This window comes from Flavobacterium sp. UM26 (assembly GCF_057922445.1).
The window spans coordinates 216,747-241,583 of sequence record NZ_JBVHCY010000002.1; the positions used below are offsets into that span (position 1 = coordinate 216,747).

Annotated in this window: 16 protein-coding genes; 11 read left to right on the forward strand and 5 right to left on the reverse strand. The window is 37.1% G+C overall.

The features are described 5' to 3' along the window. The first annotated feature begins 60 nt into the window (after positions 1-60). From ACZ1AQ_RS03360 to tpiA, 4 genes are all read left to right on the forward strand, one after another. Entirely contained in the window at positions 61-609 is a 549-nt protein-coding gene (locus ACZ1AQ_RS03360; RefSeq protein ID WP_489631533.1) for a DUF1599 domain-containing protein, read from the forward strand. Between the two features lie 13 nt (positions 610-622). Continuing rightward, positions 623-1,723, forward strand: a complete 1,101-nt coding sequence (locus ACZ1AQ_RS03365; RefSeq protein WP_489631534.1) for a BT_3928 family protein — start codon at positions 623-625, stop codon at positions 1,721-1,723. Positions 1,724-2,019: 296 nt separating this feature from the next. Beyond that, entirely contained in the window at positions 2,020-2,514 is a 495-nt protein-coding gene (locus ACZ1AQ_RS03370; RefSeq protein WP_489631535.1) for a TlpA family protein disulfide reductase, read from the forward strand. A gap of 31 nt (positions 2,515-2,545) precedes the next feature. Continuing rightward, complete coding sequence (gene tpiA, locus ACZ1AQ_RS03375) at positions 2,546-3,298, forward strand: triose-phosphate isomerase (protein ID WP_489631536.1); 753 nt, start codon at positions 2,546-2,548, stop codon at positions 3,296-3,298. Positions 3,299-3,440: 142 nt separating this feature from the next. Here tpiA and ACZ1AQ_RS03380 read toward each other — a convergent pair whose 3' ends face one another. Continuing rightward, the gene (locus ACZ1AQ_RS03380) at positions 3,441-4,625 is read right to left on the reverse strand and encodes a porin (RefSeq protein ID WP_489631537.1); all 1,185 of its coding nucleotides are present in this window, start codon (positions 4,623-4,625) and stop codon (positions 3,441-3,443) included. A 311-nt stretch (positions 4,626-4,936) separates the two neighbouring features. Here ACZ1AQ_RS03380 and gloA2 point away from each other — a divergent pair, with 311 nt between their 5' ends. Both gloA2 and ACZ1AQ_RS03390 read left to right on the forward strand, forming a co-directional pair. Next, positions 4,937-5,320, forward strand: coding sequence for an SMU1112c/YaeR family gloxylase I-like metalloprotein (gene gloA2 / locus ACZ1AQ_RS03385; RefSeq protein WP_489631538.1), 384 nt, complete (start codon positions 4,937-4,939; stop codon positions 5,318-5,320). A gap of 109 nt (positions 5,321-5,429) precedes the next feature. Further along, positions 5,430-6,866, forward strand: coding sequence for an amidohydrolase (locus ACZ1AQ_RS03390; RefSeq protein WP_489631539.1), 1,437 nt, complete (start codon positions 5,430-5,432; stop codon positions 6,864-6,866). Between the two features lie 59 nt (positions 6,867-6,925). Here ACZ1AQ_RS03390 and ACZ1AQ_RS03395 read toward each other — a convergent pair whose 3' ends face one another. The 3 genes from ACZ1AQ_RS03395 to corA all read right to left on the reverse strand — a co-directional run bounded on the left by ACZ1AQ_RS03395 (position 6,926) and on the right by corA (position 11,527). After that, positions 6,926-8,122 carry an acetate/propionate family kinase gene (locus ACZ1AQ_RS03395; RefSeq protein ID WP_489631540.1) on the reverse strand — a complete coding sequence of 399 codons (1,197 nt, stop codon included), beginning with the start codon at positions 8,120-8,122 and terminating at the stop codon, positions 6,926-6,928. A gap of 194 nt (positions 8,123-8,316) precedes the next feature. After that, a complete protein-coding gene (gene pta / locus ACZ1AQ_RS03400; RefSeq protein WP_489631541.1) occupies positions 8,317-10,410 on the reverse strand; it encodes a phosphate acetyltransferase in 2,094 nt (697 codons plus the stop codon). 46 nt (positions 10,411-10,456) lie between these two features. After that, positions 10,457-11,527 carry a magnesium/cobalt transporter CorA gene (gene corA, locus ACZ1AQ_RS03405; protein WP_489631542.1) on the reverse strand — a complete coding sequence of 357 codons (1,071 nt, stop codon included), beginning with the start codon at positions 11,525-11,527 and terminating at the stop codon, positions 10,457-10,459. Positions 11,528-11,856: 329 nt separating this feature from the next. Between corA and ACZ1AQ_RS03410 the strand changes: the two genes are divergently transcribed. Next, positions 11,857-14,412: a zinc-dependent metalloprotease gene (locus tag ACZ1AQ_RS03410; RefSeq protein WP_489631543.1), complete on the forward strand. Its 2,556-nt coding sequence runs from the start codon at positions 11,857-11,859 to the stop codon at positions 14,410-14,412. 478 nt (positions 14,413-14,890) lie between these two features. Here ACZ1AQ_RS03410 and dnaK read toward each other — a convergent pair whose 3' ends face one another. After that, the gene (gene dnaK, locus ACZ1AQ_RS03415; protein WP_489631544.1) at positions 14,891-16,774 is read right to left on the reverse strand and encodes a molecular chaperone DnaK; all 1,884 of its coding nucleotides are present in this window, start codon (positions 16,772-16,774) and stop codon (positions 14,891-14,893) included. A 761-nt stretch (positions 16,775-17,535) separates the two neighbouring features. On the opposite strand from dnaK, the gene ACZ1AQ_RS03420 reads away from it, so the two are divergent. From ACZ1AQ_RS03420 to ACZ1AQ_RS03435, 4 genes are all read left to right on the forward strand, one after another. After that, complete coding sequence (locus tag ACZ1AQ_RS03420) at positions 17,536-18,144, forward strand: hypothetical protein (RefSeq protein WP_489631545.1); 609 nt, start codon at positions 17,536-17,538, stop codon at positions 18,142-18,144. A 134-nt stretch (positions 18,145-18,278) separates the two neighbouring features. Then, positions 18,279-18,827, forward strand: a complete 549-nt coding sequence (locus ACZ1AQ_RS03425; protein WP_489631546.1) for a hypothetical protein — start codon at positions 18,279-18,281, stop codon at positions 18,825-18,827. Positions 18,828-19,204: 377 nt separating this feature from the next. Next, complete coding sequence (locus tag ACZ1AQ_RS03430; protein ID WP_489631547.1) at positions 19,205-19,867, forward strand: DUF1349 domain-containing protein; 663 nt, start codon at positions 19,205-19,207, stop codon at positions 19,865-19,867. A gap of 493 nt (positions 19,868-20,360) precedes the next feature. Continuing rightward, a complete protein-coding gene (locus ACZ1AQ_RS03435) occupies positions 20,361-24,836 on the forward strand; it encodes a starch-binding protein (RefSeq protein ID WP_489631548.1) in 4,476 nt (1,491 codons plus the stop codon). Position 24,837 lies beyond the last annotated feature (1 nt).

Here is a 24,837-nt window from a genome sequence, read left to right on the forward strand (position 1 = left end):
AAACGATTCCAAAAAAATAGCTTATTTTTGGAGCAATCAGAATACAAATATACACCAATAATGAAGAATACTTCACAAGAATACGATGCGGTTATAGCCATTTGTCGCCAATTATTCATCAACAAAATGAAAGATTACGGAAGTGCTTGGCGCATTCTAAGACTGCCCTCACTTACTGATCAAATATTCATCAAAGCGCAACGCATTCGCAGTTTACAAGAAAACGACATCCGAAAAGTAGACGAAGACGAAACAAGTGAATTTATTGGTATTATCAATTATTCCATTATGGCGTTGATTCAGCTTGAACTAGGAGTTGTGGAGCAACCAGACCTTGATGTTAGCGCAGCAACCACTTGGTACAACAACAAAATCGAGCTCACCAAAACATTAATGGAAGCCAAAAACCATGATTATGGCGAAGCTTGGCGCGAAATGCGAGTGAGTTCGCTTACCGATTTGATTTTACAAAAATTACTTCGAGTAAAACAAATTGAAGACAATAAAGGCAAAACATTAGTTTCTGAAGGCATTGATGCTAATTATCAAGACATGATAAACTATGCAGTTTTTGCCCTGATCTTAATGCAATTTCATTTGAAAAAATAAATTATTCCCCACTATGAAAAACTTTTTAACCCAATTCTCCCGACTTTTCGTTGGAATTCTATTTATCATTTCTGGATTAATAAAACTTAACGACCCCGTTGGATTCTCCTATAAACTAGCCGAATATTTTAGCCAACCAGTTTTCAATATGCCTTTTTTAGAGCCATTTGCTCTGGCTATCGCTCTATTTTTGGTAATACTAGAAGTGGTTTTGGGCGTCTTGCTGCTAATTGGTTATAAAACCAAATGTACTATTTGGAGTTTACTTATCCTGATTGTTTTATTTACCTTTTTGACTTTTTATTCTGCCTATTTTGATGTGGTAAAAGATTGTGGTTGTTTTGGTGACGCCTTAAAACTAACACCTTGGCAATCTTTTACAAAGGATGTTGTATTGTTAATCTTTATTTTAATCCTTTACTTCAATCAAAAATTAGTGCAACCATTGTTTGGAAAAAAAACACAAAATACACTTGTTGCCCTTGCACTACTACTTTGTTGCTTTATGGGATATTGGGTATTGAATCATTTACCAATTGTAGACTTCAGACCATTTAAAGTTGGTAACAATATCTATGATGGAATGATGATTCCAGATAATGCTCCAAAAAGCGAAGTAGAAATGGTATTCATCTACAAAGTAAATGGTGTTCAGAAAGAATATACCGAAAAAGAGTTAATGAGTATTCCTGCTGGAGCCACATTTGTTGACCGAATTGATAAAGTAATCAAAGAAGGATACATTCCGCCAATTCATGATTTTACCATGGAAAAAGACGGACAAGATTTTACTGATCGTTATTTAAGACATGAACAATTAATGATTTTTGTAACATATGATTTGACTAAATCCAACCCCGAAGGAATGGCTAAATTAGAGGCTTTGCATAAAAAAGCATTGATTAAAGGCTATAAAGTAATTGGAATGACTGCTTCGTCTCCAGAGCAAATTGAGGCAGCAAAAAAACAATTTGGTCTGACGTTCAATTTCTATTTTTGTGATGCTATTGCGCTTAAAACTATCGAAAGAGCCAATCCTAGTATCGTGATTATCTCAAAAGCAGTAGTCAAACAAAAAGTACATTACAATGATATAGACAAATTGAAACTATAATTTCTTTAGCTTCAACCACAAAAAAGAGTGCCTTCGATACAAGAGAAGGCACTCTTTTTTTGTAGTATAGGTTTTCCTTTTAAAAAACATCAAAAATTATTTTACTTATTAGAGTTGTAGTATCAATTACAGTGAATTATCAAGGAACGTTCTCATTTTACGACAAATCCCCTATTTTATTAACGATAACGTTATTGTTGTATTTTTTTAACAAAAAAACAACTAAACTAACAATCCGAGCGGTGCCTAGATGAAATAGTTTCTTTAAATTTGTAGACAATGAAAAAACCAACAAAATGAAAAAAATAATCGCTCTTTTTATTGCTATTGCTAGTTTTTCGTGCACTCAAGCTCAAAAATCAGCATTTTCGTCAGTGGCTTTGAATGAAAAATTATTAGCAGCCAATGACAGGCAAGTCGCTTTTAAAGATGTTTTAAAAAAACACAAAGGTAAAACAGTAGTTATTGAAGTTTGGGCCTCTTGGTGTGGTGATTGTGTCAAAGCAATGCCAAAATTGAAAGAATTACAAGCTAATCATCCTAATGTAGACTATGTATTCATATCAATGGATAAAACTGCTGATAAATGGAAAGCGGGTATTGAAAAACACGAAATCAAAGGCGATCATTATATGGCTAATGACCAAATGAAAGGTGTTTTTGGAAAAGCCATCGACCTAGATTGGATTCCGCGTTACATCATTATTGACAAAAAAGGAAAAATTGTGCGTTACCGCGCTATAGAAACCGATTTTGCTGCTATCGATGAAACATTAAAAAGTTTAAAATAAAAAAAATAATACAACCTATAAATACAAAAAAATGAGAAAGAAGATTGTAGCAGGAAACTGGAAAATGCATAAAAATGCATCACAAACCCAAGAATTATTGACTGACTTACTTGCAAAAATACCAACAGAAACAACAGCAGAAGTAATCGTTGCACCAACTTTTGTAAACTTAGCGGCAGCGGTAACTAAATTAGAAGGAAGCAACATTCAAGTTGCGGCACAAAACCTTCACCAAGCCGAGAGTGGAGCTTTTACAGGCGAAATTTCTGCTGATATGATTAAAAGTGTAGGCGTGAACCACGTTATCTTAGGACACTCAGAGCGTAGAGCTATTTTTCACGAATCGGATGCTTTGATTGCTTCAAAAGTAGATACGGCATTGGAACACGACATGACTGTAATTTTCTGTTTTGGTGAAGAATTAAAAGACCGTCAATCTGGAAATCACTTCAACATTGTAGAAAACCAATTAAAAGACGGTTTATTCCATATTACAGCAGCTGATTGGGAAAAAGTAGTTTTAGCTTACGAGCCAGTTTGGGCTATCGGAACAGGAGAAACGGCTTCGCCAGAGCAAGCACAAGAAATGCACGAATTTATTAGAGAAACCGTTCGTAAAGCCTTTGGAAGCGATATCGCAGAAGACCTTACCATCTTATATGGTGGAAGTGTAAAACCAGACAATGCAAAAGAAATTTTCTCTAAACCAGATGTAGACGGAGGTTTAATTGGTGGAGCTGCCTTGAACGCTACAGATTTCTTAGCTATTGTTACGGCTATCTAATCCCATCATAAAGCAAGAAACCTTTAAAAGTTTCTGCTGATATGCTATAAAAACCTGACCAATTGGTCAGGTTTTTTTTGTGCTATAATCAAGAAAAATATTGGTTATTGAAGATTATCAGATAAATTCATTCCCGATTTACCTAAAATCGAATTTGATACTGCAGCAAAACTTGGTTGTAATCGTATTGTGCTGAATTGGGAATACTTTTGTTGTAATCTACAAAAAGCCCCACCAACGATAACTTCCCGATATAATCTTCTCCCAAAATATAACTTGCCATAGGTGTGTAAATTCGGAGTGGATTGCCAGCTTTCACTAGATTCTCGAGGTATTCATAACGAAAAGAAAACTCTACGCCTATATTTTTGTCAACATCGATAATCTTTCGAACCAAAGGAATCACATAAATACCTTGCATCTCATAATCATTCAATTCTTTTGGAACAAGTTTCGAAGCCGTATAAGCATTCAAATTCGAGCCCCGTTTATATTCTGTATCCAAAGCCAAGCATAATGTTGGACTAATTTTTTTCTCAAATTGCAAATCGGCACCATATGCCTTAGCGGATTGCCCATCCCAACGCGAAAAACCAACATTGCCACCCAAATTAAGGTACTTGCCTACCTTGTATTCTAACCGAAACATATGATGCTTGGCATTATCGGAGTCGGCGACTTGATTTTTTCCATTTCCGTTGACAAAACTATAATAGTATTTCAGAGGAATTTTCAAATCAGCTAGGGAACCGAAAACAGCGGCACCTATTTGAAAGCTTTGCCAACCATTGTTCCCAAAAAGAGTGTACTGATTGGACCAATTATAGGATTTTAAAATATCGGCTGGATACAAATCTTCTAAGCCGAAATAAGGACGAAATTGCCCCGCTTGAATCGACAAATAGTTATTGGCTTTGTATTTCAAATTAGCCAATTCTAAAACTCGGGTTTGTGGGTTGTTTTTAAAATCGGCTAAATTAATCAACACCTGAGCCGTAATTTTATTGATTTCGAACTTGGCTTGCAAGCGAACATAACGAAGGTAAAAACCATTGTCTGAAGCCTTATCGTCTGTGGTGTGATTGCCGTTCATATCCACATTTGAAGAGAATGTTTTGGCATAATCACCCACAAAAAGAATGGCATAACTGGCTTTTTTGGTTAGGAAATCAAGCTTTTTATCTGCTGCTTTGGTTTCTTTGGGTGGATTTGAAAGTGGGGGTTGATTTTCGATTTTCTTTTCTGATAGTTCAGTGCTTTGACTATAGCAAAGCGAGGTGAAGAATGCCAAGGGTACTAGCATCCATTTTTTGAATTCAATAAGCATTTTTTAAGTATTTTGATAGAAGCTTTAGCGGTAATTAACCTGATTTATACAGAAGGAACTGCTTTAGTTTCTTGTAAAAGCTTCTGTATTAAAGAAACCCTAAAATTAAAACACTGCCCTTTCCAATTCTATGATAAAAATCAGGAATAATCTTTTTTTCAGCACCTTTTCATAACAAAGTAATGAAAGAAATAGCTGCAATAAACTTGTGGTATTTACAAGCAATTGATACATTTGAAAGACACTAAATACAGCTTTCTTAAGCTGATAAAAAATGTTTAAAAAGTTACTACTCTTACTAATCGAAAGTTATGCTTACTAAAGTTCATCATATCGCTATCATTTGTTCGGATTATGAAAAATCGAAACGCTTTTATATTGAAGTGTTAGGATTAGAGATTATCCGTGAAATTTATCGAGAAGAAAGAGCCTCATACAAACTCGATTTAGCGCTCAATGGCGACTATATTATTGAACTTTTCTCGTTTCCCAATCCTCCTTCAAGACCTTCACGACCTGAAGCTACGGGTATGCGTCACTTGGCTTTTGAGGTGGATGATTTGGATAGAATAGTAGCCCATTTAGAGAAAAATCAAATCGAAATGGAAGCCATTCGCACAGATGAATTCACCAACAAGCGCTTTCTTTTTATAGCTGATCCTGACCAGTTGCCCATTGAATTTTATGAAAAGTAACAAGGATAAGTAAAATCAATGTATATTAGCTTATTGAAAAAAAGTTTTCTATAAAACGCTTTTGATCAGCATAAAACATCACAACAAACCTGACTTTTATTTTTTAGATATGAAAAAAACAATTTGGGCTATTCTTGCCACTACCCTACTCGCGCAAACAAATTGGTCCCAAAAGGCTATCGAAACACTTAAGAAAGAAGCCAATACGAGTATTGAAAAAGAAAGGGCTACATACAAGAAAATTGCTTTGAATATATGGGATTATGCCGAACTAGGTTACAAAGAAACCAACAGTTCCAACTTACTCGCACAACAATTAAAAGAAAATGAATTTACCGTTGCTAAAGGTGTAGCAGGTATACCCACAGCTTTTGTGGCTACGTACGGTTCGGGATATCCCGTGATTGGAATATTAGCAGAGTACGATGCACTTCCTGGACTATCACAAGATACTTCGCCAACCAAAACATTGATTCCAAATAAGAATAATGGACATGGATGTGGACATCATTTATTTGGAACTGGATCCGTTGCTGCTGGTATTGCCATAAAAAATCTAATAAAAGAAGGTAAGTTAAAAGGAACCATTAAAGTCTTTGGCTGTCCCGCAGAAGAAGGCGGAAGCGGAAAAGTATATATGGTGAGAGAAGGGCTTTTCAACAATGTTGATGTAGTCTTGCATTGGCACCCTTCGGATAATAATTCAGTAACTTACACTAGTGCTTTAGCTAACAAATCAGCCAAGTTTCGATTTTATGGAATTTCATCTCACGCATCTTCCTCTCCTGAGCAAGGACGTTCGGCATTGGATGCTGTTGAAGCAATGGACTATATGGTCAATATGATGCGAGAACATATTCCTCAAGAAACAAGAATTCATTATGTTATAACCAATGGCGGTAAAGCTCCAAATGTAGTTCCAGAATTTGCCGAAGTATATTATTATGTGAGAAATCCAGAGAAAACCATTGCTGTTAATGTTTTTGATCGTGTAGCCAAAGCTGCCGAAGGTGCAGCCATGGGAACAGGAACCCGCTCTGAATATGAAATTATTGGAGGCACTCACGATTTGCTCATCAACAAAACACTAGCTGATGCTATGCAAATCAATTTAGAAAAAGTTGGAGGCGTACAGTACACCCCAGAAGAAATAGATTTTGCGACTAAAATTCAAAGCAGTTTTATCGACAAAAAACCACCTATCACGAATGCTACCAAAATCAATCCCATGCATATCGACAAAAATCAAGGTTCAACAGATGTAGGCGATGTAAGCTATGCCGTTCCAACAGTTGGAATCGAAACCGCGACTTGGATTCCGGGAACAGGAGCACACAGCTGGCAAGCCGTTGCTTGTGGTGGAACCGATATAGGTATCAAAGGAATGCTTGTGGCTGCCAAAACACTTTCGTATATGGCCATCGACTTGCTTACGAATCCAGCTTTGGTTCAAAAGGCCAAAGAAGAATTCAAAGCAAGTAAAGGCGATTATCAGTACAAACCTTTACTTGGTGACCGTAAACCAGCCTTGAATTATAGAGATTAAAAAATCCCCTAAACACGATTAAAATGGTTTAGGGGATTGTTTTTTTTATTTTCAATTCACTACGAAAGCAATTCAAACACCTGATTGGCAATCTCCACTTCCTCATTGGTTGGAACCACCAATATTTTTGTTTTAGCACTTGGCGTATTTATTTCTCTGATTTCTTTAGAGCGAATGCTGTTTTGTTCTTGATCCAATTCAAGACCAAAATACTCCATATCAGCACACACTAGGCGACGAATATAATCTGAATTCTCTCCAATTCCAGCTGTAAAAACAATAGCGTCCAAACCATTCAACACTGCGGCATACGAACCAATGAATTTTTTAATTCGGTACGCGTTCATTGCCAGTGCCAACTGACAATCTTTGTTGCCTGCCTCTGCATTACTTTCTATATCTCTTAAATCGCTGTAGCCTGTCAAACCTAGCATTCCGCTTTGTTTTTGCAACAAAGCATTCACTTCGTCTGTAGAATAACCCAAAGATTTCACCAAGTAAAAAATCACCGATGGATCCACATCACCGCTACGAGTTCCCATAATCAATCCATTCATCGGTCCAAAACCAAGCGTGTGGTCTATACTTTTTCCGTCTTTTATAGCCGTCATACTACATCCATTTCCTAAATGAATGGTAACTATTTTATCTGCTTTATGGTTGGCTTTTTGCGTTAAATACTGAATGGCTTTTTCCGAAACGTATTTGTGACTGGTTCCGTGGAATCCATAAGCTCGTATTTTATTTTCGGACAATAAATAATTTGGAATGGCATATTTGTAGGCTTCAACCGGCATCGTTTGATGAAAAGCCGTATCAAAAACCGCTACTTGTTTAGCCGATTCAAAAATCTGTTCGGCCACAATAATCCCCTCCAAATTAGCAGGGTTGTGCAAAGGAGCCAATTCAAAAAGCTGACGAATTTGATCCTTAACCTCAGTTGTAATTTCTACCGTATTCGAAAAAGAACTACCTCCGTGCACCACTCTATGCCCCACCGCTTTAATCTCGGCAGTAGACGCTATCACCCCTACTTTTTCGTCCATCAACAACTGCGCAATTTTTTGCAAACCCACTTTATGATTGGCAATTGGTAAGGACTCCACAATTTTATTCGTCGCTGTGGTGTAGGTCAAATTAGAAGTATCCAACCCTATTCGGTCAATCATTCCACTACAAATCACCTTTTGTTCTGGCATTTCAATCAATTGATACTTTATCGATGAACTTCCTGAATTAATAATTACAATTTTCATATATGTAAATTTTACTATTATGTTTGGCTTACAACCAAGCCTATTTGTTTCATTTTTTGAAGCGGCAAAAATACGCTTTCTTGTGGTCAAAGTCCCGTCATCCATTATAATCTTTTTCCCCGAAAAAAATCGGGGCAAAAGGATTTTCATTCCTATCGGGGCTAAAAGGCAGCAACTTACCTTTTGGCATGCATTTACAATCCTTGTGCTTGTATAGCCGTAATTACCACCGTATTGATGATATCATCTACCGTACAACCTCTACTCAAATCGTTCACCGGTTTGTTCAATCCTTGTAACATTGGACCAATCGCCAAGGCGCCAGTTTCTCTTTGAACCGCTTTATAGGTGTTATTTCCTGTATTCAAATCTGGAAAAATCAAGACACTAGCCTGTCCCGCAACTTGTGAATCTGGCATTTTACTTTTACCCACACTCATATCAACCGCAGCATCGTACTGAATTGGTCCTTCAATTTTAATGTCAGGACGTTTGGCTTTTACAATTTCGGTAGCGGCTCTTACTTTCTCTACTTCATCCCCTTTACCAGAAGTTCCAGAAGAATACGACAACATCGCTACTTTAGGGTCTATTCCAAATGCCAAACTCGAATCCGCTGATGAAATAGCGATTTCTGCCAATTGTTCTGCGGTTGGATTCGGATTAATCGCGCAATCCCCAAAAACAGAAACTCTATCTTCTAAACACATAAAGAAAACAGACGAAACCACAGACGAATTAGGCTTAGTTTTGATAAACTGTAGCGCCGGCAAAATAGTGTGTTGCGTTGTATGCGCCGCTCCCGAAACCATTCCGTCAGCGTGTCCTTTGTAGACCATCATCGTACCAAAATAAGACACATCTTCCATTAAATCTCTTGCCATCGCCAACGATACATTTTTGGCTTTTCGCAGTTCATAATACGTGTTTACATAATCCTCGTAATGTTCAGATTCCGTCGGATTAATAATCGCTACTTTATCAAAATCAAAGTCCAAACCAAGTTCTAACACTTTGCTTTCTACTTGTTTTTTATTTCCAATGATAGTAATATCAACCACATCAATTAATTGCAAACGGGAGGCAGCAATCAAAATTCGGTCATCATTACCTTCAGGCAAGACGATATGTTTACGGTGTTTTTTGGCTCGTTTAACCAAATTGTATTGGAACATCTTTGGCGTAATTCCATCTGATTCAAAAGAGGTAAATTTCTCTGCCAAGGCATCGATATCGACATATTTTTCAAAAGTAGCTATCGAAGTTTCAATCTTCTGAGTATTATTAGCATAAATTTTAGACTTAATCGCTCCTATTTGATTCGAAATATTATACGTTCCACCTTCTACCGTAAGAATAGGAACTACCGTTGACAATCCTTCAATCAATTTCAAAATACTTTCCTCTGGCATAATATTTCCTGTCAAAACAATCCCAGAAACCGAAGGATAATTAGCCGATTCATTGGCTTGTAATGCCCCCAAGATAATATCGGCACGGTCACCTGGTGTAATGATCAAACCATTCTCTTTGAGGTGTAACAAATAATTAGGCAATTGCATAGCTCCAATACTGTAGCTTCCTGTTTGGTTGTTCAAATATTCGTGACCAAACAACACTTTGGCACCAATCTCATTTACAATTTCTTGTACCGTAGGATTATTCAAGCTGGAGATAAGCGGAATCGTATTGATTAAAACTGTACTTGGTAGATTTTTTCTCAAATCATTCGTAACCAATTCAATATTTTCGGGTTGCACTTTATTGGCAATCACCGAAATTACTTCAACATCTTTTACTTTGAACGTATCATAAGCCAAATACAAACTATCCACCAATTCTTCTAGTGTTTTACCAATTCCTGAACCAATGATGATGGTTGGGATACCAAGATTTTTAGCAATGAGAACATTAATTCCTAATTCTATAGCGGTACCTTCTCCAATAAAACTGGTACCTTCAACTAGGACAAAGTCGAACTTCTCTTCCAGTCGTTTGAATTTTTCAATAATCACATCCAGTACTTCACCAATCTTTCCTTTGTTCTTTTTCTTGATTAATTTACTTTTGGTAAAAGCATAAGCATCCTCAAACTTCATATCCAATCCAAAATGAGAAATCACAGTCTCGATATGATTATCAAACTGTCCTTCTTCAAAATCTTCAATAATGGGTCTAAAATACCCTACGCGAGCTGTTTTACCAATTAACAACTGCATTAATCCTAAACTGATGATTGATTTACCACAGTTTTGTTCGCTAGTGGCGATGTATATTGCTTTATTCATTGTAACTAATTTTAATCATTATCTATGCTAAATTCAACTGTAAACTCTAAAACCAACGCCTCTTTTTAAAGTAAATAACCATTGCAATTCCAATGGCCAACATTAATAACAACACATAAAAATAACCATTTTGAAAACGTAATTCTGGCATATTGTCAAAATTCATCCCGTAAACACCCACTATAAAAGTGAGCGGGATAAAAATAGCCGATACAATGGTTAGAGTTTTCATAATCTCATTCATCTTGTGAGATTGTGTTGTAAAAAAGAAATTAGAGGCACTTTCTAATAAACCCATATCCGAATCGATTTGTTCTAAAAGCTCTAATGTTTTTTGGTACAACCGACCAAAAAACACAAAACTATCGGGTTGCATCACATTAAAAGTATTGTCGTCTTTTATGCTTTTTATATCGTATAGCGAATCACGAAGCGGAATAATAGCTCGTTTTAAAAAATTGAAATTGTCTCTATGTTTTTCGATGCGTTCCAAAATTACAGGATTCGAACTGGTTTTTGATAAATTGATAATCTCTTCCAAACGATCTTCTTCATTCTCGATGGTGATATAAAAATTTTCCATTACTGCATCAAGTAAAGTGTACAAAAGATAATCTGTTTTTTTGGTGCTTAAGATAACTGAGTTCTGACGAATGCGTTCTCTAATGTGCGTAAAAAAATCAGACCTTTTTTCTTGAAATGAAATCAAGATACCGTCTTTTAGCAAAAAACTAATTTGCTCCACACTTATGTTATCTGAATGTTCGGTTGGCAAAATCGATTTAATATTAAAAAACAAACGGTCATGTGTTTCTTCTAACTTTGTCCTACGCGATGTATTTAAGACATCAGACAACACATAATTATCAATCGAAAAATAAGAACCAATGGCTTTGATTAAATCAAGATTGTTTAGGCCGTGAATGTTCAACCAATTATTTTTAGTACTATCTACTAAAGCATTCAAGTCTTTGAATTCAAAATCAACATATTCAGAAAAGCCAACTACATCATAAACAAAGAGTTGCATTTCCGACTCTTTATTTTTATGGATTCCGGTATATTCTAATCCATTGGGTTGTACTTTTCGTCCTTTGCGGTATTTTATTTTTCTCATGAATGAATTTTATCTAGTAATATTACGAAAAATAAATTAATATTTAGCTGAATTTAAGGCATTTGACTTCCAAAATTACCGAACTTGTTGAAATACCACTAGTTATATTTCGACAAAAGTAAAGCAAAAAAAGAGTATAGTTTATGAGAAAAATCAGGTTTTTTATAAATTTAAATTCATCGTAAACGATTGTTAATTTTTAAATTTTAACTTACAAAACAGTTCTTTTTTTGTTTTTTTTTAATAGGTTTGAGGATAGAAAACTATTTCATTGTAGACTTTTCAAAAAAAAATTATCAATCTATTACCAATAAAAATTTAAAATCAACATGTCTAAAACCAAATTGCTACTGCTTGGTACCGCACTTCTTTTTTGCTGTACCGAAGTGACCGTTGCACAAAGCAAAAAAAAGAAAGATTCGGGTAAAGAAGCGCCGAAAGTAGAACAAAAGGCTCCTGAAAAAAAAGGGCCTAAACCGTATAACAAAGTAGTCGATTCTACTGCCGTTACCCAAAAAGGACTTTTCGATATTCATAAAACTACCGACAATAAGTTTTTATTCGAAATCAACGATACGCTTATCGGGAAAGAAATCATGACGATTACTCGTTATTCTAAAACCCCAGCAGGCGGAGGTGTTTTTGGGGGTGAAGAAGTAAATCGTCAAGTAATCAAATGGGAAAAAGGATTGAACAACAACCTATTGTTGCGTTCTATCACACACGTTATCACTTCTCCAGATGAAGACAAACCTATTGCACAAGCGGTAAAAAATTCATCAGCAGATCCTATCATTGGGAACTATGAAATTTTAGCTTTTAAAAAAGAAGGAAAAGAAACGACTGGTTATGTAATCGATATGACGCCTACTTTCGAGTCGGATTTACAAACTTTTTCTTTGGATCCTATCAAAAAACAATTACTCAACATCCAAGGATTTCAAAAAGACCGCTCTTTCATTCAAAAAATTAGCAGTTATCCGATAAATGTTGAAATCAAAACTGTAAAAACGTATGCTACAACAGCGCCGCAGTTATCGTTGAATCCAACACCTAGAATTGGAACCAACTTACCTGCTGGTTTAGATGCAGGTGTAGTAACCATAGAGTTGAATACTTCGATGTTGCTATTGCCAAAAGTGCCAATGCGTAAAAGAACTTTCGATGCTCGTGTAGGTTACTTTGCCAACCAAATCGATGTTTTTGAAGAAGAATCTCAAAAATCGGATACCGAAATTTTTGCCGTTCGTTGGAAATTAGAACCTAAAAATGCTGAAGACGCTGCCAAACAAAAAAGAGGTGAATTGATCGAACCGAAAAAACCAATCGTATATTACATCGATCCTGCTACCCCAATCAAATGGAGAAAATTTATCAAACAAGGAATTGACGACTGGCAAGTAGCTTTTGAAGCAGCAGGTTGGAAAAACGCTATTCGTGGCGAATATTGGCCAGAGAATGACCCAACGATGAGTTTAGAAGATGCTCGTTTCTCTGTATTGCGTTATTTTGCTGCCGATATCCAAAATGCATATGGGCCTAACGTACACGATCCAAGATCTGGGGAGATCCTAGAAAGCCATATCGGATGGTACCATAACATTATGAGTTTGTTGAGAAACTGGTATTTAATCCAAACTGCGGCTGTTGATCCAGCAGCAAGAAAAAAACAATTTGATGACAACCTAATGGGCGAATTGATTCGTTTTGTTTCTTCTCACGAAGTGGGTCATACTTTAGGTTTACGTCACAATATGGGAGCAAGTACTGCTACTCCAGTAGAAAAACTTAGAGATCCTGCTTTCCAAGAAAAGAACGGTCACACTTCTTCTATTATGGATTATGCGCGTTTCAACTACGTAGCACAGCCAGAAGACGGGGTAAAACACTTATTCCCAAGAATTGGTGATTATGACAAATGGGCCATCAAATGGGGGTATTCTTATTTTGCTGACGCCAAAGATGAAAAAGCAGAAAAAGCCATCTTGAACGAAATGACCAAAGAAGCCTACAAAAACCGTCGTTTGTGGTTTGGAACAGAAGCTAGTCCTTATGACCCAAGATACCAAACAGAAGATATTGGTGACAATGCTATGAAAGCTTCTGCTTACGGAATCAAAAACTTAAAACGCATTTTGCCAAACTTAATCAATTGGAGTGCCGAAAAAGGAGAAAGCTATTCAGAATTAGAAGAAATGTACAATGCTTTGACAGGACAATTCAGACGTTATATGGGACACGTGACTAAAAACGTTGGAGGTATTTATGACACACCAAAAACCTATGATATGTCAGGTAACCAATTTGAAGTTGTTCCAAAAAGCATCCAAAAAGAAGCAGTTGCCTTCTTAAACACTCAATTATTTGCTACACCAAAATGGTTACTAGATACTAACGTTTTATCTAAAATTAGTCCAGAAAGTGGTGTAGAAGCCATCAAAGCGATGCAAGACGGAACCCTTTCTAACTTATTAGCTGGAGACAGAATGGTACGTTTGATGGAAAGCGCAAGTAATAGTCCTGAAAACTATTCTGTAGACGAGTTAATGACCGACTTGAAAAAAGGCATCTTCTCAGAATTAGCAGGTGGAGCCAAAATAGACATTTACCGCAGAAACATCCAAAAACTGTATGTGGATAAAGTAATTGCTATGCTAAAACCAGGTAATGCAGTAGTACGTTCTAACAGTGTAGGTGCGGCTTACGGTATGAATTCAAGAACTGTAAATTTAGCCCAAACCGATTTACCTTCTATCGCTAGAGGACAATTGGTAGGATTGAAAAACGAAATGAAAGTCGCTGCAGCGAGAATGGACCGTTTGAGTAAATTTCACTTATTGGATTTAGTAGCTCGAATCGATGCTGCTTTGAATCCAAAATCATAAGCAACCCTTTCGTGCAATATCAAAAGGTCTCGTTACAAGCGAGACCTTTTTTTTGTATGAATAAATATCTTTTATTTAACCTGCAAGGTTTTCAAAACCTTGTAGGTTTGCATGCTGAAGCCCCTTCAACCCAAAAAAAAAAACTAATAGGAAAACCATAAAATAGTCCATCTTGTCAGTTCGAGCGCAGTCGAGAACCCTCTTTAAATCTCTACTGCGATACCATTGACGTTTTTTGTTTTAAGAAGGGTTTCGACTGCGCTCAACCTGACAAAGTTAATATCATTTTATAGCATAAAAACACCTCGATATGACAAAAAAACGATAAGACTATATTCAAATAACAGTTGTATTACTTCTCCTTTTTCTACATCATCAAAAGCAAAACATTGGTATCAAAATTTGAGACTATAACACAAAAAAACCGAGCCATTACTGACTCGGTTTATCTTACTACCTAGTACTAGGTACTAAATACTTACTTTACTTCTTCGAATTCAACGTCTTCAACATTGTCTCCTTGTGCTTGAGCTTGTGGCTCAGCAGCAGCTTGACCTTGTTCACCTTGAGCATACATCGCTTCAGTTGCTTTTTTCCAAGCAGCGTTGATGTTATCCAAAGCTGTTTGAATAGCTGGAAGATCTTGAGATTGGTGTGCCATTCTCAATTCAGTTAAAGCGTACTCTACAGCCACTTTGTTATCGTCAGATAATTTATCACCAAGCTCTTTCAATTGAGATTCTGTTTGGAAAATCATCGCGTCAGCTTCGTTCAATTTTTCTGCTTTTTCTCTTGCTTGTTTATCAGCTTCAGCATTTGCTTCAGCATCTTTTTTCATTTTCTCGATTTCTTCAGCAGTTAAACCAGAAGAAGCCTCGATACGAATATCGTGAGATTTACCAGTTCCTTTGTCAGTAGCCGATACTTTGATGATACCGTTAGCATCAATGTCAAAAGTAACTTCAATTTGAGGAACACCTCTTGGGGCTGGTGGAATTCCGTCTAAGTGGAAACGACCAATAGTTTTGTTATCCGCAGCCATTGCTCTAGCTCCTTGCAATACGTGGATTTCAACAGATGGTTGAGAATCAGCAGCCGTAGAGAAAACTTGAGATTTTTTAGTTGGGATAGTCGTATTAGCTTCGATCAAAGTAGTCATTACACCACCCATAGTTTCGATACCTAAAGCCAAAGGTGTAACGTCAAGCAACAATACATCTTTTACATCTCCAGACAATACACCACCTTGGATAGCAGCACCAATAGCTACAACCTCATCAGGGTTAACACCTTTTGACGCTTTTTTACCGAAGAATTTTTCAACTTCTTCAACGATTCTTGGGATACGAGTAGAACCACCCACCAAGATAACTTCGTCAATGTCAGAAGTAGACAAACCTGCATCTTTCAAAGCTTGTGCTACTGGAGCCATAGAACGTTTTACCAAACTGTCAGACAATTTTTCGAATTGTGATCTAGTTAATTTTTTCACTAAGTGTTTTGGTCCTGAAGCCGTAGCTGTAACGTATGGCAAGTTGATTTCAGTTTCTGCAGAAGAAGACAATTCAATTTTTGCTTTCTCAGCAGCTTCTTTGATACGTTGTAAAGACATTGGGTCTAAACGCAAATCAATACCTTCTTCAGCTTTGAATTCGTCTGCCAACCAATCAATGATTACTTGGTCAAAGTCATCACCACCTAAGTGAGTATCACCATTAGTAGACAATACTTCGAAAACTCCGTCTCCTAATTCCAATACAGAGATATCAAAAGTACCTCCACCTAAATCGTAAACAGCAATTTTTTGATCTGTTCCTTTTTTATCCAATCCGTAAGCCAAAGCCGCAGCAGTTGGTTCGTTGATGATACGCATTACTTTCAAACCAGCGATTTCACCAGCCTCTTTTGTAGCCTGACGTTGTGCATCGTTGAAGTAAGCAGGAACAGTAATAACTGCTTCAGTTACTGTTTGACCTAAATAGTCTTCAGCAGTTTTTTTCATTTTTTGAAGTGTCATAGCTGACAATTCTTGTGCAGTGTATAAACGACCATCAATATCCACACGTGGCGTATTGTTGTCTCCTTTTACTACTGTGTAAGGAACTCTTTTTGCCTCTTCTTCAGTTTCAGCAAAAGTGTGTCCCATAAAACGTTTGATAGAAGCAATAGTCTTAGTTGGATTAGTTACTGCTTGTCTTTTTGCAGGATCACCCACTTTAATTTCTCCACCTTCTACAAAAGCGATGATAGATGGCGTTGTTCTTTTTCCCTCTGCGTTAGGAATAACAACTGCTTCATTACCTTCCATTACAGAAACACAAGAGTTGGTCGTACCTAAATCAATTCCGATTATTTTACCCATTTTTAATATATTTAATTTTTATTGTATACTCGTTTTAACAACTCGAGGTCGGTAAGTCAAGGACTGTGCCAAGCCGATGTCAGTCTATAAATTGTCAGTTTACCCCAAAAATGGCGGAAAAAAATATGACAAGATGACATTTTTAATTTCAAAAATCAAAAAGCAAAAGGCAAAAGGCAAAAAGCAAAAAGCAAAAGGCAAAAAGCAAAAAGCAAATTACAAAATTTCAAAAACGTCACCCTGAGCGCAGTCGAAGGGCAAATCCTAAATCCTAATTCTTAAATCCCAAATCCCAAAAACGTCACCCTGAGCGCAGTCGAAGGGCAAATTCCTCCATTACACTATTTTTTAGGAGCTAATCCTGCTGTCCGCTATATCTGTGGCTCTGAACCCCAGAGCCACAGGATGCCGCTCCCATCAGGGCTAGAAACGTTATGCGAAGAAATTCCAATTTATAAATTCCAAATCCCTTTTTTAGCAGTTACTACTCCCCACTTGAAATCGAAGATTCAACGACTCCAAAGCAAATAAACAAATGGAGTTATAGGGGCTGGGGGTGTGTTTTTTTTTAACAACAACCATAAACTCCAAACCATAAACCAATAACAACAAACCCTAAATAATCAAAAAATTTGTAATGAAAATTCTATATATTTGAAAAAACAATAAAACGAGATAAAACTGTGATTATCTACCCAAGTTTGGCCGTATAGTAGCGACTATACACTAGTTAGCTGTAATGTTAAAGAAAGAAACTTAAATTGAAGCATTTTAATATTTTCGAGGAAAAATTTGTTTGGACTAGAACAAGAATAATTAATTACACAATCTTAATTATTTTTCTGGGTGTTGCTTCTATTGCTCTAATATTTAAAATTGAAAAATCCCCAATATTTAATTTTCTACTTATACTCTGCTTTTTTTTGTATTTAATCGGAGGATTTTTAAAATTTAAAGGAATTAATCAAAATGAGCAGTTGAAAGGCAAACTAAATGGGAAGATTATTTTTGAGAAAGAATACATTGTTATCAACGACCAAAAAATTAATCTAAGTGATATAAAGAAGATTGAAATAGAGGGCGTAGATTGGTTAGATTTAAGAAAAACTAATTACTTAATGGGTTTTAATTACGAAAATGGATTATCTAACGGGACTAAAAATTATCTGATAATTAAATTTAATGATAATAAAAAACAAAAAATACAATTTCAAAAAAATAATGCTTGTGAATTTAAAGAAATTGAAGAAGTAATAAAACACTATTATGTAAATAACAAAATAGGATACTTGAATTGTGTTGATATTCTTTGCTTATCTGAACAAAAAGAATGGAACGAATTTAAAAACCTGAATAAACACCACAGCTAACACACGCTACAAGCAAGCTGGGCAATGGGCTTAATTTGAAAATAGTTTATATTTAAAACATTTGTTTTTAACCGAAAGAATACGCATCTTTAATCCCAGCCTGCGTGTAGCGCTGGAACGTTACCACCAATATTATGAAACACTCTACAAAAATTCTAGTTTTTATATTTTTAACGCTAATAGGGTGTAAAAACACTGAGCCAGATAAGGAAATATCTGCCGATGAGTTTGAACAAAATGTATTTAAACAAGTTTTTATAAATATTGTTGACTCAACTTATCTTGACAGACGAATTTATGCAAGTCCACCAACAAAAGAAGAAGCAAAAGACCCGAATTGGATAGCAAAAAATGAAGCGATAAAAAAAGATACCTTCAATATAGTTATTGCAGTAGACAAGAGATTTAGAGATGTAAAACAACTTAAATTCACAAAGTTTATTTTCAAAGATTTTAAAGAACTTCCAGAAATAGAAGATTATAGAAACTGGTCAGAAAAATATAAAAAGTTTGCCGCTGTAATGTCGTTTGCTTACATAACATTTGATAAAGCCAAAGAAAATGGAAGAATAGAAGTTTCTTGTCGTTGTGGTTGGAAAGCTGGAATTGGATATATAGTATATTTGAAAAAAGTAAATGGAAAATGGAAAGTGGTAAAGAAAGAAGAAACGTGGATGTCGTAAAATACTGCTGTAACTCAAGCTACAAACAATTTGAGCATTTAGCTTAAATGGTAAAAAAACCAAACCTCCTCGCCTAGCCCTGATGGTAGTGGCATCCTTGCTGGGCGGGGTTCGCACAGCAAGATATAACGGACAGCAGGACGACTCGTGTGGTACGCAAGAATGTGGTGCTCCTAAAACAAATTGGGATGGTAAACTGCTGTAGTTGTTATCCGTTCAAAAACTGTTTCCTATTCTTTTTATTGCGCAATTTTGATTATTTTTGAGAGACGACGGTGGTGCACAACGGACCAATTGTGGTTCTTTGAATGGGATTTAGCGCTTTTTTACCGCTAGCATTTTACACGAACGAAATAAACTTTTTAATGCATATACCTATGAAAAGACTTTTTATTTTCTCAGCTTTTTGTTTTTTTGGTGTTGTAGCTTTTGGGCAGCCTAAGGACAAACTAAAAATTTCGACTATTCCTCATGATTTGCATTGGGACAATACGCCAGTGTCGTTTTCGATAAAAAATAACGAACTCGTGATGCTCGCAGGTGAAAAGACAGATATGTTTCGGGACCCCAATGTGACGTACAACACAGACAATGCTCCAAAATTACTATTCAAAGCGGATGAAAATTTTGTACTGACGGCTGGTATAGAGCATTCTTTTTCTAACAAATGGGACGGTGGCGCCTTGGTTATAAAAAGCGACAATGTAAACTGGATTAAGTTTTGTTTTGAAAAAGATTATACCGGAGCCAAAAGAGTGGTTAGTGTGGTCACAAAAAACATATCTGATGATTGTAATTCTGTCGAACTTACTACCAATAAAGTGTTTTACAAAATAGCAAAAGCGGACAATGTGATTACCTTGTATTATTCAACCGATGGTGAGCATTGGTTTTTGGTGAGACATCTACAATTTGATGCCAAAGCTGGCTTTGAAGTTGGATTTTTGGCACAATCGCCTGTAGGTTCAAAATGCGAAGTGAAATTTTCAAATATTCAGTACCAAGCTAAAAAGATAAAAGACCCTTATTTGGGCGAATGATTCTTCACAACAGTTCAAAATAAAACTTTTTAAACAGCACTATTCACTAAAGAATGTTGCTGTTTTTTTTTATGTTATGAAAACCAAAACCTCCTTGCCTAGCCGCGATGGTAGTGGCATCCTTGCTGGGCGGGGTTCGCACAGCAAGATATAACGGACAGCAGGACGACTCGTGTGGTGCGCAAGAATGTGGTGCTCCTAAAGCCTATTTTAATTCGAAATATCATGTTGAGTTTCGTTTATAGATTTTCTAGAAAAAACGTGATTTTAGCTTTAAAAACAGATGCAACTATTAAAAAATTAGCACATTCTTATTATGATGTTAATTTTTTAAGAATCTGCAAATCCATTTGTTATAAAAAATGTTTTTAAAATAAAGTTGTAAACACTAAAACGTTGTAGTAAAAACACCAACTATGACATTCATAATTTGGACTGTATTTTTTGATAAATTTAACAAAATTTTAATGTTTTAATTACCAAAAACTAAATTATGAAAAAACTAGTACTATGGCTTTTACCCCTACTCGTCTATGGTTTGGGAGCGCAAGCACAAATAAGCACTTCTTATTTGTGGCATTTGCACCAACCTACTTATTGGGGTGATGTCAGCAAGAAAAACCCCAATCGCTACCAGATGGTCAAAGAATCACAAGATTTGAAAACATCGGGAGCTAACAACGACAAGAACGGACTAGCCCATCCTACTAATAACTTAGTGGAGATTTTTAGTACCGGTGACCGTGTAGCCGCCTACCAATTTGCCCCAAAAAACGCCATTTCCTCGATAGCTGATTTGCCCAAAGCAGGGGCTCAAATCACTTACGGAGGTTCGTTGATGGAAAACGTACAGGAATTAGCCCAAGCCAACCAATGGGGCTATTCGACCTCTTGGACGCAAAACATCAAGGATGCCAAAAGCTGGAAAACTTCGGGTGGATTCCCAAGAATGGAAGTGGTTTCTTTTACAATGCATCACGCCTTATCGCCTTTGCTGAGCGACGAAGCCTTGACCAAAGAAATCAAAGCACACCAATACTACAGTGCTCAATTGTTTGGCACCCACGATTCTAAAGGCTATTGGCCAGCAGAATGCGCTTTCTCAGAAAGAATCATCAAAACCTTAAAAGAGTGTGGCATTGAGTGGTCTGTGATTGCGAATAGCCATCTTTCAAGAACCTTATCCGACTATCCTCTAAAATACGGTTCTGGTGGAACGATGTGTGATGTTCCCAACAAAGCCGACCAAGTAGACACGAAAGGGAATACGTGGTTTTCTGCGCAAAAAGATGCCCGAGGAGGACAATTCGCTATTCCTTACTCCTATTTGCCCTACAAAGCCAAATACATCGATCCTGAAACCGCTCAGGAATACAAAATCACCGTGGTTCCTATGGCGGATTACGAAAGTTATGAAGATGGCTATTCTGCCATTGGCACTACTCTAATTGACCCTATTGCAGCCAAAGCTTCAACCTCTCCAAGACAACCTTTGGTTTTATTTGCTCATGATGGTGATAATGCTTGGGGTGGCGGTTCTTCTTATTATAACGAATCGGTTACTGGTTTTTCGCATGCTTCGGCTGCCAAAGGAAATAACGCTACAACTATTCCACAATATTTACAAGATCATCCTGTCCCAGAATCTGAAGTAGTACACGTAGAAGACGGTGCATGGGTGAATGCCGATGGTGATTTTGGTCATCCACAATTTACAAACTGGCTTTGGCCTTTTTTTGATCCTGTTACCAAAAAATTCAATCCTAATGGCTGGACAGAAGATATGATGAACCAAGCCATAACTACCGCAGGTGAAAACCACGCCATTATGGCCGAACAACTCGAAGGAAGCAATCTCCGCATTAGCGAAATCGTTAATCCAACAGCAGCCATAAGTCCAGCTGAAAAAGCATGGCATTTTTTGATGGCTGGATACGACAGTGGTAATGCGTATTATGGATTAGCCGAGGATTTAGAAATCAAAACCACCTTGGCTGTAAACCGCTGTGTAGAATTTGCACAACCTACCCTTAACGCACACCCAGGCGTTGACAACACCAAACCTTCTGTTTTTATTCCACAGCGATGGCCTTATAATCCTGGAGAAAAAGGATACGGAGCTCCGTATGCTTACAAAGAATTTTTAAATTCTGCCGACTTTACGGTGTACACTTTTGCTTATGATGTAAGCGGTATTGAAAGAGCTGAGCTAAAATACCGTATCGATAATGACGGAAAAAACAATCCGAACTCAAATCATAACGATACATACGCCGGTGGAACCGAAGTGGGTTCTTGGGTAAGTTTACCCATGACCGAAAGAGTTTTCCCTAAGGGCAATGTAACCAATAGTACCCAAGCCGATTTGTACATGCTGCCTACCGTAATTGCCAATCAATACCATGCAGAAATTGCAGGACTTTCAGAAAAATTAGTGGATTATTATGTAGAAGTAACTGATAAAAAAGGCAATGTCACCAAATCGAAAATTCAACACGTTTGGGTTGGAAAAAATCTAGATGTGGCTCCAAAACTTACGTTTACACCAGACATTACAAATTCACCAACAACGGTAGACGTAACCATAAAAGCAACCGATAGTACCGATCCTTCACCAAAAATCTACTACACCACTGATGGTAGTGTTCCAACCACTGCATCGGCTAGCGCTATTAGCAGTAAAACCATTAGCATCACCGAGACAACAACTATAAAAGTGTTTGCCGTGGATAATGAAGGTAACATTTCAGAAACTATCACCAAAACTGTCTCAATTGGGGCCTTACCAGAATTTACGGTGTATTTCAAAAAACCAAGCAATTGGAATGCAGCTGTAAAAATCTATTATTGGTCACCAACAGGAACAGCTCCAGTTGCAGCCTATCCCGGAGTAGCTATGACAAATGATTGTGGCGATTGGTATAAATACACCTTCCCAAGTACAGTATCTGCTTCGAACTTACTTTTTAACGACGGAACTTTAAAAACTGCTGACTTATCGGCAACCGCAGGAATTAAATTTTATGATGGCGCTTGGCTAGCTAGCGAACCAGCTAATCGTTGCAACGTCACTCCTATTGCACCTGATTTGACCATTGCACCAGTGGGCGGTAATTTTACTACAGGCGCCACAGTGTATGCAACACTTACAGCAAATGATGCAACTTCTACCATTTACTATACTTTAGATGGTACAACACCAACCACCGCTTCGCCATCAGCCTTAGGCAGTAAAAGCATAGCCATTACTGCAAGTACAGTACTTAAAGCCTTCGTGAAAAACACCGCTGGAACTAGCTCTGCTGTCAAAACAGAAACCTACACTTTTAGCACGCCTAGTACCTTTACGGTCTATTTCAAAAAACCAGCCAATTGGAATGCTGCAGTAAAAATTTACTATTGGTCACCAACAGGGACAGCCCCAGTAGTAACTTGGCCTGGAATTGCAATGACTAAAGATTGTGGGGATTGGTACAGTTATACTTTCCCATCAACAGTTAGTGCTTCAAATCTATTGTTCAACGATGGGACTTTAAAAACCGCCGATTTATCTGCTACAGCGGGAATCAAATATTATGATGGGGCTTGGTTAGCTGGAGAACCTGCCAACAGATGCCCTGTTATCTTACCTGATGTAACTATTGCGCCAGTAGGTGGCAACTTTACGACTGGAACTACAGTAAATGTAACCTTTACAGCCAACGAAGCTACATCAACCATCTATTACACCATCGATGGAACAACGCCAACAACAGCTTCACCTTCAGCAGTTGGTACTAAAAGTATTGCCATTACCAACACTACAACGCTTAAAGTTTTTGTAAAAAACACCGCTGGAACTAGCTCTGCTATCAAAACAGAAACGTATACGTTTAGCACTCCCTCAACTTTTACAGTATATTTCAAAAAACCAGCCAATTGGAATGCTGCAGTAAAAATCTACTATTGGTCGCCAACAGGAACTGCTCCAGTTGTAACTTGGCCGGGAATTGCGATGACCAAAGATTGTGGCGATTGGTATCAATACACTTTCCCGAGTACGGTTTCGGCTTCCAATTTACTGTTCAATGATGGGACCTTAAAAACTGCCGATTTATCTGCTACAGCGGGAATCAAATACTACGATGGGGCTTGGTTGAATGGTGAACCTGCCAACAGATGTCCTGTCATCGCTCCTGATTTGACCTTTTCGAAACCTGGAGGCAATTTTACTACAGGGACTACAGTAAATGTAACCTTAACGGCCAACGAAACCACTTCGACCATTTACTACACCCTCGATGGAACAACGCCAACTACAGCTTCGCTATCAGCAGTGGGAAGCAAATCTTTTGCAATTACTTCAACCACCGTATTGAAAGCTTTTGTTAGAAACACAGCTGGAACCAACTCAGCCATCAAAACAGAAAGCTATACCTTTAGTGCCGTACCAACAATTACTGTATATTTTAAGCCACCAACAAACTGGACCGTAACTCCAAAAGTATACTATTGGGGTGCTACACCGACTGGCAGTGTGGCCAATGCCGTTTGGCCTGGGGTAAATATGACAGCTGACGCCAATGGTTTTTATAAATATACGATTACAGGCCCTACAGCTATAAATGTAATTTTTAATAATGGCTCAGGTGGAAGCACAAATCAAACCCCAGATTTAATGAATAAAACAGATGGTTTTACTTATACTTGGGGCGATCCAGCTAACAAAACTTTGGGAGTAACAACTAATAAAGTAGAAACAACCAATGTAATTCGTGTCTATCCGAATCCAGTGAGTCAAACTTTGCAAATAGAATCTACCTCAGCGGTATCGAGTTTTAGCATCTTTTCTCCACAAGGTAATACTGTTTTGGAAAGCAACACAAACGCTAACACTATTGATGTCAGCCGATTGAGCAGTGGTTTATATTTTGTTCTGATTCGCTTTGAAAACGGACAAGAAACTATGCAAAAAATTATCAAGAAGTAAT